Source organism: Leminorella richardii, from assembly GCF_900478135.1.
GTDB classification, from domain to species: domain Bacteria; phylum Pseudomonadota; class Gammaproteobacteria; order Enterobacterales; family Enterobacteriaceae; genus Leminorella; species Leminorella richardii.
The window spans coordinates 2,814,242-2,828,512 of sequence record NZ_LS483470.1 but is presented as its reverse complement, the minus strand read 5'-3'; the positions used below and the strand labels follow the sequence as shown (position 1 = coordinate 2,828,512).

The following is a 14,271-nucleotide window of genomic DNA, read 5'->3' as shown; positions in this document are numbered from 1 at the left end:
TTGCAATCGGTATGTTAACTTTCCCAAGTAATATCTTGTGTTGAAAAATCGGCATCAAAGTTCATGACCAATAGCTGATCGTACCCTAATGTGAAATCTACATTGAAACTTTGCTCCGCCCCTCGGCCATGGCTTGCAACGCCGTTTAGCTTCAATTTATTAATCATTTCTTGCGTTGATATTTGGCTTGGATTTTCTGTCTCAAAAACGTGCGGGACTTCTTCTAAATAAAATTCAAAATAGTCTTTTACGATAGCATTCTCAGTTTCTAAAAATATTTTTCGACAATCATTATTCCACTTTTCAATCTTATCAAGAAAAGCGGCAGCTTTTATAATTGAGTTGTCATCCCCAATGGTTGCCTCGGAAATAAAAATGCCAATTGAATCAGAAACGCCCGGAACGCTCAGATTATAATCGCCATAATCTTCTCCTAATGGTAGGGAACGTTCATCAAATACTTTACTTGCTAACATTTTCATATCTAACGATTCCTTTCATATTTAATATTCAGATAAGGACAGAGGCCAGCTCAGATTTTTTAATGTTTATTTAATCATCTTCCTTAATTCAATCAGATATAAACAGTAACTTCTGCAATGATGTTATTCTCGGCATCATATCAAAAAAGCGGCTAGAAAATATGGGGGCTCATCCAGTAATTTAGTCATATCGTTTCTATTGGCCCTCGGATCGGCATTTTCACCCTTCACCACCCAACACTGCCAAACCCGCCGCAATCAGCGTATGATATCGACCCATATCTACAGGGTTTAGCAACGCAGGATGTAACTATGAACAAACTACGCATTGGTCTGATTTCGGTGTCTGACCGCGCTTCTAACGGTATTTATCAGGATCAGGGGATCCCGGCGCTGGAGTCATGGTTGCAGACGGCGGTCAGCAGCGGGTTTGAAACCCTAAGCCGCCTGATACCTGACGAGCAGGCGATGATTGAAGAGGCGATTTGCGAGCTGGTGGACGAGCGCGGCTGTCATCTGGTGCTGACCACCGGCGGAACAGGCCCGGCGCGTCGCGACGTGACGTCGGACGCGACGCTGGCAGTAGCCGATCGCATTATGCCGGGGTTTGGTGAGCAAATGCGCCAGATAAGCCTACATTACGTGCCAACGGCGATACTTTCGCGTCAGGTCGGCGTTATTCGCAAGCAGGCGCTGATCGTCAACCTGCCGGGGCAGCCGAAGTCCATTAAAGAGACGCTGGAAGGAGTGAAGGACGAAAGCGGAAAAGTGCTGGTGTTGGGCATTTTCGCCAGCATTCCCTACTGCATTCAGCTGCTGGACGGCCCTTACGTGGAAACCCATTCCGACGTGGTTGCGGCTTTCCGGCCAAAGAGTGCTGTTCGCCCTCAATAGTTTCTTTTTCCGCTCTATATTCCTTTCCCGTTCGGCGGCACCCGTCGCCGAACGCTAGCTCATTTGCTCGGCTCAAAGGCTATTTTCCATTCTTTATTTGGCTATTAACCGATTCCGCCCTCGCTTTTACAAAATAGATACTTTCTTTGCTGGTGTATTGTTATGATTACGATATAGTAAAAAATATTTTACAGAAATCTCTGTTCTATTTTTATCACTCTATGGCAATCGATGGTTTTTTATGATTCAGCAAAAAAATCGCCCTCTGAATAAGCAGGACTACAAGACGTTAACCCTAGCCGCACTGGGCGGCGCGCTGGAGTTTTACGACTTCATTATTTTCGTTTTCTTTGCCGTCGTGATTGGTGAGCTGTTTTTCCCAAGCAGCATGCCGCAGTGGCTGGTGCTGATGCAGACTTACGGCATTTTTGCCGCGGGCTATCTGGCTCGCCCACTGGGTGGTATTGTGATGGCACACTTTGGCGATCTGGTGGGGCGCAAGCGGATGTTCTCCCTGAGTATCCTGCTGATGGCTGTACCGACGTTGGCAATGGGTATGCTGCCAACCTACGAAACCATCGGCATTGCGGCACCGCTGCTGCTGCTGTTGATGCGCATTTTGCAGGGCGCGGCGATCGGTGGTGAAGTGCCGGGGGCATGGGTATTTGTGGCAGAGCACGTGCCGAATAGGCGTATCGGTATTGCCTGTGGCGTTTTAACCGCAGGCCTGACGATAGGCATTCTGCTGGGTTCCTTTATTGCCACGGTGATTAACTCGTCCATGTCTCTGGAAAGCATTCATCAGTACGGCTGGCGCATTCCATTCTTTATGGGCGGTATTTTTGGTTTAGTGGCTATGTACCTGCGCCGCTGGCTGAAAGAGACGCCGGTGTTTGTTGAAATGCAGCAGCGTAAGGCGCTGGCGGCGGAGCTTCCGTTAAAGTCGGTAGTGTTGAACTACCCCCGTGCGGTGGTCGTCTCCATGCTGCTGACTTGGCTACTGTCAGCGGGGATCGTGGTAGTTATCCTGATGACGCCTAACTACCTGCAAACCCAGTTTGGTATCGATCGCGTTATTGCCCTGAAGGCCAACAGCGTAGCGATTATCGCGCTGTGCGTCGGATGTGTGATAGCGGGGCTGGCGGCAGACAGATTTGGCGCCAGTAAAACCTTTATCGGCGGCAGCCTGCTGCTGGCGGTGGCCAGCTGGACGTTCTACCATTCGGCGACCAACGTTGACCTGCTGTTTGTCACTTACGGGATTGCCGGGCTGTGCGTTGGCGTCGTGGGGGCCGTGCCGTTCGTGATGGTGCGGGCCTTCCCGGCGGAGATCCGCTTCTCTGGTCTCTCTTTCTCTTATAACGTGTCCTACGCTATTTTCGGCGGCCTGACGCCAGTATGCGTGACTTACATTATGAAGCTTACTCCAATGGCTCCGGCCTATTACGTGCTAGCGCTGTCGATTATGGGCCTGCTGTTGGGGATCTACCTGCGACACGATTTGAATGAAACGGAATCGACGCTAGTCAGTTCGCCGCAGAAGGTGGAAGAGGAAGGCTCTGCTGTAGCGGGGTAGAAAGCCAATCCTTACCAATACATCGCATTACGATTAAATGCTACGCCCCGTTTGATAAACGGGGCGTAGCTGTTATTGCGATCTATCTATTTGCTCTGCGTCTATCTTATCTCTTTCGTTTCGCCCTATCTTTTGGGCAAAAATAGCGATTTCCTTCATTCAGCGATGGCGCTAAAACCTGTTTTTAGGGCTTAGCAAGGCGTTAGCCTATGAAAGTGTCTAAAAATTGAGTTTTATCACAAATATGAGTACGTAATATCGGATGATTGAGTCAATGAAAAAGTAGAAAAGGTGGTTTTATCGGCAGTCTAACGTCATGTATTTAATTGAAATAGTATTTTTATGGGGGAAATTTCGACGTTTTATCTCTGACTAAAGGGATCATGCTAAATTTTTATATAATTTCCGTGGGATGATTATCCCATCGCGCCAGCGCATATTTTCCGTGGGCAGTGTTTTACATCCTATTCGTCAATATTCAAAACGGCTAGGACGTTTCCTATCACATCGGAAAAATAATATGAATAATTCTATAGAACATACCACGCTAAAGAAAATAACCTGGCGCATTGTCCCTTACGTCATGATTGTTTATTTTGTCGGTTTCTTTGACCGAATTAACATTGGCTTTGCCGCGTTGACCATGAATCAGGATCTCGGCTTTTCTGACGCGGTGTTTGGGCTAGGGGCAGGGCTGTTTTTTCTTGGCTATTTTATTTCAGACGTTCCCTCTAACATTATTTTGCAGAAAGTCGGTCCGCGAATCTGGCTGGCGAGGATACTGCTCAGCTGGTCGGTGATTACCGCCTTTATGATGTACGTCGAGACAGCGACCGGTTTCTATATCGTGCGTTTTCTGCTGGGTGTTGCCGAGGCGGGGTCTTTTTCCGGCATCATTCTCTACTTGAGCACCTGGTTCCCTATTAAGCGCCGGGCGCAGGTGATTGCGCTCTTTATGGCGGCGGCACCGCTGTCCGCTATGCTGGGGTCACCGCTAGCGGGCGCGATTCTCAGTATGGACGGTGCACTGGGGCTTAAGGGATGGCAGCTGATGTTCTTACTGTGCACTATCGCTGCGGGCATTATGGGGGTATTTACCCTGTTCTATGTCAACGATCGTCCAGAGAAAAACCGCTGGCTGACAGCGTCAGAAACAAAGTGGCTTATCGACACGCTGGCGGCGGAAAAACAAAATCAGGCGGTGGCAGTAAAGACCAGCGTCTGGAAGGGGTTAACGGATATCCGCGTACTGACCCTTGCCGTGGTTTACTTTGGCACATCCGCTGGGCTCTATTCTCTTAACATTTGGTCGCCGCAGTTTATTAAATCCTTTGGATTAACCACGCTGCAGATTGGTTTTATCAACGCGATTCCTTCGGCGCTGGCGGCGGTTTCCATGATCCTGTGGGCGAGGCATTCGGATAAAACCAAAGAGCGCACTTGGCACGTGGTTTGCGCCTGCCTGTTGGCCTGCGTTGGGTTTATCCTGACGGGGTCGTCTCAGGTTCTGTGGGTTGCCGTTGTGGCGCTGGTGATGGCGAATATCGGCATCTCTTCATGTAAGCCGCCCCTCTGGAGCATTCCTTCACTCTTTCTTTCCGGGCCGGCGGCAGCGGCCGGCCTTGCAGCGATTAACGCTATCGGGAATCTGGGGGGCTTCGCTGGGCCAACGATCATCGGCTGGCTAAAAGAGACAACGGGGGACTTCTCCGCCGCGCTTTACTGCGTCGCCGGAATGCTGGTGGTATCGGCACTGCTGACGCTGCTGGTTGACTACAACCGCAGGAAGCAGGAAAAACGGGAAAAGCAAAATAGGCAGGAACAGGGAGAAGCGCTGCTGTCGGAATAAGTCATTTATACAGGATGTATTAATGCGATAAAAATTAACCAAATTAAGCAATTTAAATAATTAATTATTTACATTGATGCTAATTATGTCTTCACAGAAAATATCGAGGCCTTATCTACGCATGTGCAATGCATGCGTAGAGAGACGCGCAGGCGATTGACTATAGAAACATAACGAATTAATCAGTCATATTTTTTAATTAACCAGGCTATGCGGGGCAGTACTATGAAGCTATTAAGTTTTATTAATCCGAAAACAGGTAATAAAACCTGGGGGCGGATTGAAGGGAACCATATTTACGATCTGGGAAAACGCTATAGCGCCTATTTTCCCGATCTTAAATCGGCGATTGCAGGGCAGGTTTTAGACGAACTTAGGCAAATGAAGCTGGAGCAGGCGGATTTTACTCTGGATGAAGTTCAGTTTTTACCCGTTATCGAAAACCCAAGTAAGATTTTCTGTGCCGGTATGAACTACATGGAAAAGCGCATCGAGTTTGAACAAACCATTAATGCTCCCACGCTGTTTATTCGCTTCCCCGACTCCCTTACTGCACACGACGGCGCGCTCTGTAAGCCAGACGACAGCAGCGAGTTCGACTATGAGGGGGAGCTTGCCGTCGTTATCGGTAAAGATACGGACAACGTTTCACGCGAAAACGCGCTGGAGCACATTGCCGGCTATAGCTGCTTTATGGACGGTTCAGTGCGGGATATGCAGTTTACCTGGTTCACTTCCGGTAAGAACTGGCGCAAAACCGGCGCGTTTGGCCCTTGGCTGGTGACTCGCGATGACATTACCGACCCGCAGGATCTCACTATCAAAACCTATCTGAACGGAAATCAGGTACAGAACGATTCGACGCGCAATATGGTTAACTCTATTGCCGCGCTGGTGGAGTACATTTCCCGCTTTAGCCCGCTGGTTGCGGGGGACGTCATTATTACCGGTTCCCCCGGAGGCGTAGGGAAAAAGCGCAATCCGCCGCTGTTTATGCAGGAGGGCGACGTGATTGAAGTGGAAATCGACAAGATCGGCCGTCTGGTGAACCGCGTGTCGTCGCTGTCGTCGGTGCTGTCGCAATAGCGCTGTTCTAAAATAGTTCGGCTGAGAAAGATGGGCTCGGCCGGACTGCTTCTAACCCTGTTCCGAGGCTTTTTCCAGCTCTCGCATAACAATAGCCATCATGCTGTCTCGCGTTTCGTCGCGAATGCCTTTTAGCCAGACGGCGGCAACGGGCAGCATTTCCCGCACGTGTTCACACCCTTTCGCCAGAGGAATAAACCTGACGTTAGGCACAGACATACGAGTGACCCATCGGGGCATGACCGCACCGCCTATTTCGGCGGCCACCATGTTGAGAATGGTCTGCTTTTCATCGCCAATTTGTACCAGCTGCGGCTTGAAGTTGGCGTTTTGAAACAGGTTCAGCGTCAGGTCGTGGCTGTGGGGGCGAACCCTGCGCTGTGGGACAATCAGCGGAATGTCTGCCAGATCTTCTACGTGGATCTCGTGAAGGCGCGCAAGCGGGTGCCTGTCAGACATCGCGAGAACAATGTCTTCGTAAAACAGAAAGCGGCTTTCCAGCCCCTCGCGCAGGCGTTCCGCCGGGCGGATGAAAATAAGATCCAAATGACCTGACTGAAGCTTAGGCAGCAGCCTTGAGGACTTATCCTCCACAATTTGGATCTCTACATCCGGGTGAGCACTACGAAAGGCGTGCAGGATCTGCGGTATCAGGCTGACGGCTGTGCTGTCTATGGTGCCTATCCGTAGCTTTCCTCCCTGCTGTCGGCCTAACTTTTGAAAGTGTTGAACCAGGCGATCGGCACCGCCGACGATGTCGCGCGCTTCATCAAGAAAAAGCTGACCGTGAGGCGTGAGGGAGACGTTGCGGGTTGAGCGGGCCAAAAGCCGAATGCCCAAGGTTTCCTCCAGCAGCCTGACATAGCGCCCCAGCGTTGACGGCAGCATATCAAGCTTTTGCGCCGCGTGGCCGAAATGGAGTTCATCGGCAACGGCGATGAAACACCGGAGTTGATTAAGTTCCACAGTAGCTCCTTACGATCTGTTTTTAACGAAATGAATCAAGCCGACGGAGCGTCGGCTTTTGTAGTGAGAGGCAGCAAGCTAGCTATGCCAGCACCAGAGGCATCCACAGCAGGCCAGTGGCGATCAGCAGAACAAAGAAAACGGCACCGAAAATGGCGCCGAGTCGCCAGTAGTCCGCTGTGGGCAGGTAGCCGCTGCCGTAGTAAATCGGGCTAGGGCCTGTCGCATAAGGGGTGAGGATACTGCCCAGTCCGATGGCTGCGCCCACCATCAGGCAGAACACTGGCAGTGAGATCCCGGGGATCGCCATGGCGGCGGCAATCATCATCGGCGCGAGCGCGGAGGTGTAGGCGGTCGCGCTGGCGAAGAAGTAGCGCAGCAGGTAGAACGCGGCAATCAGCGCAACCATAACCATCAGCGGTGAAAATCCGCTGAGCCCCTGTGCCAGAAGGTGGCCAAACCAGGCGATAAAGCCGGTGTTGTTCAGGCCAGTCGCCAGAGTAATCAGGGACGCAAGCCAGAAAAAGACGCTCCAGGCGGATTTGTTGCTGATAATGTCTTCCCAACTGATGATTTTCATCACCAGCATTACCGCGACGATGCCGTAGCCCACCATGGCCGCATCAACGAAATCACCGCCGAAAATCCACAGCAGTAGAGCTCCCAGCATCAGCACCAGCATCCACTTCTCGCGACGGGAGAGCGGCCCCATTGCTTCCAGCTCTTTACCGGCCCATTTGGGCACCTGATCGCCCGCCTTAAGCGTCGGTGGATAGAGGACGTAGGCCAGCCAGGGGACTAACAGAACCAGCAGAACGCTCAAAGGCAGCATGCCTAAGAACCAGTCACCCCAGCTTAGTGCCGAACCGGACGCGCCCTTCATCAGCCCGGCTAGCAGCAGGTTGGGCGCCATCGCCGTTAGAAAGATGGCGCTGGTGACACAGTCCGCACTGATGCCCATCCACATGACGTAAGAGCCAATGCTGCGCGAGCTTGGCGAGTCAGGCTTAGAGTCATAGAGAGGGGGAAGGTTGCGGATGATCGGGTAGATAATTCCCGCGCCCCGAGCGGTGTTCGACGGTGTAACCGGAGCCAGCACCAGCTCTGAAAGCATAACTGCGTAGCCTAAAAACAGGGTTTTATGTCCCATCTTTTTGACCAACATTAGGGCGATACGCCTGCCGAGGCCGGTTTTTTCATAGCCAATGCCGAACATAAAGGCGGCAAAGATAAGCCAGATAACCGAGTTGGAAAATCCCGATACTGCCCAGGACAGCGCCTTAGAGGTGAATTTGAAACCCTCCTGCGACATCTGAGCGGGGCTAAACAGCAGCCACGGGGAGAGAATCGCGATAACAGAAATGCCGATCATTGCCACTACCGCGCCGGGAACCGGTTCGAGGATAAGCCCAGCGATAACTCCCATAAATACGGCGAAATAGAGCCAGGCGTGGGCTTCAAGCCCTGTGGGAGCAGGTATTAAGGCAATAAGAATACTGACAACAGGCGGCACAAAATACCGCCAAGAGTTGCGGAGCGTAGCCATTGTGGTGTCCTGTAAAGGGAGAGAGGCGCAGAGCCCAGGTGAATGGGCTCCCGGTCTTTCTTATCTTGTTATTATTTTATGTAGTGAACGTGCTGGCAGATTTCTTCGACCAGCGGCTCGCGGCGTTCGGCAAACAGCTTTTTGTTTTCTGAAATCAGGTTGTTGCCGTGAGTGTCGATTGAGACCACCAGAGGGCCAAACTCCTTCACGCGGCAGACCCACAGCGATTCAGGCATGCCCAGCTCAGTCCAGTGAACCTCTTCGATCTCTTCAACCTGTGTCGCGGCGACTACCGCGCATCCGGCAGGGAAGATAACGTGCAGAGCCTTGTTTTCTTTGCATCCTGCTTCGGTCAGTGGCCCCATGCCGCCTTTGCCTACAATCAGCTTCACGCCGGTCTGTTCGATAAACTCTTTTTCAAACGCCTCCATGCGCATACTGGTGGTTGGCCCAATGGAAACCATTTCCCAACCGTCGTCTTTTTTACGCACAATAGGGCCGGCGTGGAAAATCGCCTTGCCGCGCAGGTCATAAGGAATAGGGCGATTAAGCTCTATTAGCCTGCGGTGGCAAACGTCGCGGCAGGTCACCAGCGTTCCAGTCAGATAAATCACGTCTCCAGCGCGGATGTCCTTCAGGTCGTCGTCGCTGATAGGGGTTGTCAGGATCTTTTTCATAGCGTGCTCCGGGTGTGAGAAATGTTTTCGAATGACAGGTCAGGGTGAACCAGCAGCGTTCCCCGGCGGTGCGCCCAGCAGCCGGTAGAAACGGCAACGCCAATGGTAGAAGGGTGTCTGGCGGCGGATTCGATGTGTACGCCCATTACGGAGCTGTTTCCGGTTAGCCCTTGAGGTCCAATGCCCAGCTTGTTAAGGCCTTCCTCTAGCCGCACTTCCAGCTCGGCCGCGATCGGATTCGGGTGGCGGGTTCCGATAGGGCGAAGAACCGCCTTACGGGACAGCACGGCAGCCGTTTCCACCGAGGTGGCGATACCGACTCCGACCAAAACGGGAGGGCAGGCGTTGACCGCCAGCGTCGAAATGTTTTCAAACACAAACTTCACGACGCCCTCATAGCCTTCAGAAGGCATCAGCACTTTTGAGCGACCGGGTAAGGTGCAGCCACCGCCGGCCATATAGACCTCGATCTCCGCATCGTCACCATCTGGAACAATGTCCCAGGTGACCCAAGGCACACCGCTACCGGTATTTTTACCGGTATTGACCTCGTCAAAGATTTCCACCGCGTTGTGGCGCAGAGGAGCCTGAACGGTAGCGTCTTCCACCGCCTGTTTTAATACGGCCTGCAGCTCTCCCAGCAGCGGGAAGCGGCTACCCACTTTAACGAAAAACATGATTTCGCCGGTGTCCTGACAGGCAGGGCGGTTGAGAGTAATGGCTTTTTCCATGTTGTCGAACATGGTGTGGTAGATGATTTTCCCCATTTGTGAGGTTTCAGCGTCTCGTAGCTCTTTTAGCTTATCGACAACGTCGTCCGGCATGCGGGTTGAGATCATGGCGGTAAAGTCGGCGACGATCTGCGTCAGCTTACCGACGGCTTCCTGCTTGTTTTGTATACTCATTGACATGGCTCCAGCTATTGAATAGCTATTGAATGCTTCGGGGTAAAACGAAAGAAATCGACAACGTCGAGAGGAAACTACCACAGGAAGTAAGGATTAATTTTTTCTGGCGCCGTGAATGATTGATTAGCGTTTTGTTAATTTACCTCTGAAATCATGATGGAGACTGGCAATTCCACAGGAATAAAAGGGGTTTTGACTCGCACTTGGTAAATAACGGCAGGATGCCGATTGAAGCGGCGCAACGTTCAGTTCATTATCATCTCTGGTGAGTAGGGATTTTTCATTCAAGGGGCAGGGCAATGGCGTTAAATCAGTATCCGCTTCCTAAAGATCTTCAGGTTCTGGTGGAGATTGTGCACTGCGGCAGCTTTAGCGGCGCGGCGGAGAAGCTTGGGCAGACGCCCGCGTTTGTCACCAAGCGCATACATATCCTTGAGTCCACACTCAATACCACGCTGCTCAACCGTTCGGCTCACGGCGTGGTGTTAACGGAAAGCGGTAGGCGCTGCTATGACCACGCCCTGAACGTACTCAGTCACATGCAGACGCTGGTAAACGACGTTACGCAAATGAAAACCCTACCGGTTGGGATGATCCGCATCGGCTGTAGCTTTGGATTTGGGCGCACGCACATTGCTCCTGCGATTACCGAGCTGATGAGGCTCTACCCTGAGCTGCATATCCACTTTGAGCTGTTTGACCGGCAGATTGACCTAAGCCGGGACGGTATCGATCTGGATATCCGCATCAACGACGACATTGCGGAAAACTACATTGCACGTCGGCTAGCGGAGAATAAGCGAATTCTCTGTGCCGCACCGGCCTACATAGAAAAACACGGTTTGCCTAGCTCCCTCGGCGAGCTGTCTGGTCACGACTGTCTGATTACCAAAGAGCGGGACGTCACTCCCGGTATTTGGGAGCTGAAAAAGGGCAAAGATAAGAAGTCGGTAAAAATTTCCGGTCACCTTTCTTCCAACAGCGGGGAGATTGTTCTGCGCTGGGCGCTGGAGGGAAAAGGCGTGATTTTACGTTCAGAATGGGACGTAATGCCGTTCCTTGAACGGGGCGAGCTGGTGCGCATTCTTCCTGAGTATTCCCAGAGTGCTAACATTTGGGCTGTGTATCAGGAGCCGCTTTATCAGAGCGTTAAGCTGCAGGTTTGCGTTGAGTACCTGATGGAATACTGCCAGCGCCTGTTTGGCCATTTAGACGAGAATGTGGCAGAGCGAAAAAGTGAAGGAAATATAGCGATATAAAAAAACCGCATTTCTATCAGCCTGACGGCTGTTTTTGAAATGCGGTCTTTATTTGATGGTGCAGCGATACTAGTGTGACTGACCTTTTGGCGCGCCAATAGGCAGAACGGTGCGACCGAACTGCTCGTTCAACACTTCCGCCATTGCCAGATAAATTGCGCTGGCGCCGCAGACGATGCCTTCAAATCCAGCAATGTTCAGCAGGCCTTTATTACCGGTAATGTTGCCGATAGCAAGCATAAAGAACAGTACGGTCAGGCTGGCGAAAACGAACTGCAGTGCGCGGTTGGCTTTCAGGGTGCCGAAGAACATAAACAGTGTAAACACGCCCCACAGAGCAAGATAGATGCCCAGGAAAGTGCCGTCAGTGGAGGAAACGTGGTCGTTACCCGGCAGGTACCAAATGCCGACCAGCGTCAGCCAGAAAAAGCCGTAAGAGGTAAAAGCAGTCACGCCGAAAGTGTTGCCTTTCTTGAATTCTAAAATGCCGGCAATAACCTGAGCGATGCCGCCGTAAAAAATTCCCATGGCGACGATAGCAGTCACTACCGGAAAGAATCCCGCGTTATGGATGTTTAACAGAATGGTGGTCATACCAAATCCCATCAATCCTAACGGACCCGGGTTCGCTAATTTAATTGAGTGCATATATCCCCTGTACTCAGTCGAATACGTTGTTTAATAAACTGTTTTTTTATTCCGCCTAAAGCGGTGGCGTTTTGCGCTGCCTGCCGGTCTACCACAAGTTTTCAGGCAAGCGCCGCATCATAATGAGCGCGTAAGCGTTAAACAATGGTTTAGATCAGAAATAGGCGGAAATTTTTTTATTTTTCCCCCTTGATGCCCGCAGGGTTGACCCCATGTTATGAACAACGGTTAAGGCAAGCCTGTATACCCATTTTGTTTCACACTGCATATGTGTTGGCTATAAATACTCCGGCCCTTGAGGCCTCTCCCTTTCAGGGGCAGCGTTTTAAGCCGTGCAGTGTGAATTATTTTGGGTAGTGATGTGTAAAACGACAGTTGAAAAGCGATTTACCATCCCCATATAGGTGAGTATGTGAACGAAGACAGTTTTTTTAAGTGGAGAACATGCAATGGGTAAAATTATTGGTATTGACCTGGGAACAACGAACTCATGCGTTGCCGTGATGGACGGTACTCAGGTACGCGTCATTGAAAACGCAGAAGGGGATCGTACTACCCCGTCAATTATCGCCTATACCCAGGACGGCGAAATTCTGGTGGGCCAGCCGGCCAAGCGTCAGGCGATAACCAACCCTCAGAACACGCTTTTTGCAATCAAGCGTCTGATTGGCCGTCGCTTTGGCGATGACGAAGTTCAGCGCGACAAAGACATCATGCCGTTCAAAATTATCGGTGCTGACAACGGCGATGCCTGGGTTGAAGTGAAAGGGCAAAAAATTGCTCCGCCACAGATTTCCGCAGAAGTGCTGAAGAAAATGAAAAAGACCGCGGAAGATTTCCTCGGCGAGACAGTCACCGAAGCGGTTATTACCGTACCGGCTTACTTCAACGACTCTCAGCGTCAGGCAACCAAAGACGCAGGCCGCATTGCCGGTCTGGACGTTAAGCGTATTATCAACGAGCCGACTGCGGCTGCGCTGGCCTACGGTCTGGATAAAGAAGTGGGTAACCGCACTATCGCGGTATACGACCTGGGTGGCGGTACCTTCGATATTTCTATTATTGAAATCGACGAAGTCGACGGCGAGAAAACCTTCGAAGTTCTGGCGACCAACGGTGATACCCACTTGGGTGGTGAAGACTTTGATACGCGCCTGATCAACTATTTGGTCGACGAGTTTAAGAAAGAGCAGGGCTTTGACCTGCGCAACGATCCACTGGCGATGCAGCGCCTGAAAGAAGCCGCTGAAAAGGCGAAGATCGAGCTTTCTTCTGCACAACAGACCGACGTTAACCTGCCGTACATCACCGCAGACGCGACCGGTCCTAAGCACATGAACATTAAAGTGACTCGCGCTAAGCTTGAGTCTCTGGTTGAAGATCTGGTTAACCGCTCTCTGGAGCCGGTCAAAGTGGCTTTACAAGACGCTGGCCTGTCTGTTGGTGACGTTCAGGACGTTATCCTGGTCGGCGGTCAGATCCGTATGCCGCTGGTTCAGCAGAAAGTGGCAGACTTCTTCGGCAAAGAGCCGCGTAAAGACGTTAACCCAGACGAAGCCGTTGCTATCGGCGCTGCGGTTCAGGGCGGCGTGCTGTCCGGTGATGTGAAAGACGTACTGCTGCTGGACGTTACCCCGCTGTCTCTGGGTATCGAAACCATGGGCGGAGTGATGACGTCGCTGATCACCAAGAACACGACGATCCCGACCAAGCACAGTCAGGTGTTCTCAACGGCGGAAGACAACCAGTCCGCAGTGACCATCCACGTGCTGCAGGGCGAGCGTAAGCGCGCGGCTGACAACAAGTCGCTGGGCCAGTTCAACCTTGACGGTATTCAGGCTGCACCGCGCGGTATGCCGCAAATTGAAGTGACCTTTTGATATCGACGCCGACGGCATTCTGCACGTCTCTGCGAAAGATAAGAACTCTGGTCGCGAGCAGAACATCACCATCAAGGCTTCTTCTGGCCTGAATGAAGATGAAATTCAGAAAATGGTGCGCGAAGCTGAAGCTAACGCCGATGCTGACCGTAAGTTTGAAGAGCTGGTTCAAACTCGTAACCAGGGCGACCACCTGCTGCACAGCACTCGTAAGCAGGTGACTGAAGCTGGCGACAAACTGGATGCAGGCGACAAGGCCGCTATTGAAAGCGCTCTGAGCGCGCTGGAAACTTCACTGAAGGGTGAAGACAAAGCGGATATCGAAGCCAAGATCCAGGCTCTGGTGGAAGCGTCCGGCAAGCTGATGGAAATGGCTCAGCAGCAGCATGCTGAAGGCGCATCTTCCGATGCAGGGGCTCAGCAGAGCACCTCCGGTAAAGATGACGACGCCGTTGACGCCGAGTTTGAAGAAGTTAAAGACAAGAAGTAATCGCCCTAAG

At 51.7% G+C, this 14,271-nt stretch carries 11 protein-coding genes and 1 pseudogene; 6 read left to right on the top strand and 6 right to left on the bottom strand.

The window, feature by feature from the left end; all coding sequences use genetic code 11:
- Positions 1–14: 14 nt before the first annotated feature.
- A complete protein-coding gene (locus tag DQM29_RS13000; RefSeq protein WP_111741086.1) occupies positions 15–482 on the bottom strand; it encodes a DUF2004 domain-containing protein in 468 nt (155 codons plus the stop codon).
- Positions 483–794: 312 nt separating this feature from the next.
- On the opposite strand from DQM29_RS13000, the gene mog reads away from it, so the two are divergent.
- The 4 genes from mog to DQM29_RS12980 all read left to right on the top strand — a co-directional run bounded on the left by mog (position 795) and on the right by DQM29_RS12980 (position 5,887).
- Complete coding sequence (gene mog / locus DQM29_RS12995; protein ID WP_111741085.1) at positions 795–1,376, top strand: molybdopterin adenylyltransferase; 582 nt, start codon at positions 795–797, stop codon at positions 1,374–1,376.
- A 241-nt stretch (positions 1,377–1,617) separates the two neighbouring features.
- Positions 1,618–2,952, top strand: a complete 1,335-nt coding sequence (locus DQM29_RS12990) for an MFS transporter (RefSeq protein WP_111741084.1) — start codon at positions 1,618–1,620, stop codon at positions 2,950–2,952.
- Between the two features lie 520 nt (positions 2,953–3,472).
- The gene (locus DQM29_RS12985; protein ID WP_111741083.1) at positions 3,473–4,801 is read left to right on the top strand and encodes an MFS transporter; all 1,329 of its coding nucleotides are present in this window, start codon (positions 3,473–3,475) and stop codon (positions 4,799–4,801) included.
- A gap of 225 nt (positions 4,802–5,026) precedes the next feature.
- Complete coding sequence (locus DQM29_RS12980; protein WP_111741082.1) at positions 5,027–5,887, top strand: fumarylacetoacetate hydrolase family protein; 861 nt, start codon at positions 5,027–5,029, stop codon at positions 5,885–5,887.
- A 51-nt stretch (positions 5,888–5,938) separates the two neighbouring features.
- Here the strand turns inward: DQM29_RS12980 and DQM29_RS12975 are convergent, their stop codons facing one another.
- The 4 genes from DQM29_RS12975 to ttdA form a co-directional block, all read right to left on the bottom strand.
- Positions 5,939–6,853: a LysR family transcriptional regulator gene (locus DQM29_RS12975; protein ID WP_111741081.1), complete on the bottom strand. Its 915-nt coding sequence runs from the start codon at positions 6,851–6,853 to the stop codon at positions 5,939–5,941.
- 82 nt (positions 6,854–6,935) lie between these two features.
- Entirely contained in the window at positions 6,936–8,399 is a 1,464-nt protein-coding gene (locus DQM29_RS12970) for an anion permease (protein WP_111741080.1), read from the bottom strand.
- A 71-nt stretch (positions 8,400–8,470) separates the two neighbouring features.
- Entirely contained in the window at positions 8,471–9,076 is a 606-nt protein-coding gene (gene ttdB / locus DQM29_RS12965; RefSeq protein ID WP_111741079.1) for a L(+)-tartrate dehydratase subunit beta, read from the bottom strand.
- On the bottom strand, positions 9,073–9,981 hold the full coding sequence (ttdA, locus tag DQM29_RS12960) for a L(+)-tartrate dehydratase subunit alpha (RefSeq protein WP_111741078.1): 909 nt from the start codon (positions 9,979–9,981) through the stop codon (positions 9,073–9,075). Before ttdA ends, ttdB begins: the two co-directional genes overlap by 4 nt.
- A 302-nt stretch (positions 9,982–10,283) precedes the next feature.
- Between ttdA and ttdR the strand changes: the two genes are divergently transcribed.
- Positions 10,284–11,243: an L-tartrate utilization transcriptional activator TtdR gene (ttdR, locus tag DQM29_RS12955; RefSeq protein WP_111741077.1), complete on the top strand. Its 960-nt coding sequence runs from the start codon at positions 10,284–10,286 to the stop codon at positions 11,241–11,243.
- A gap of 69 nt (positions 11,244–11,312) precedes the next feature.
- On the opposite strand, the gene satP is transcribed toward ttdR, so the two are convergent.
- Entirely contained in the window at positions 11,313–11,891 is a 579-nt protein-coding gene (gene satP, locus DQM29_RS12950) for an acetate uptake transporter (RefSeq protein WP_111741076.1), read from the bottom strand.
- 449 nt (positions 11,892–12,340) lie between these two features.
- Between satP and dnaK the strand changes: the two are divergent.
- A pseudogene (dnaK, locus tag DQM29_RS12945) lies at positions 12,341–14,261 on the top strand (molecular chaperone DnaK).
- Positions 14,262–14,271: the final 10 nt, after the last annotated feature.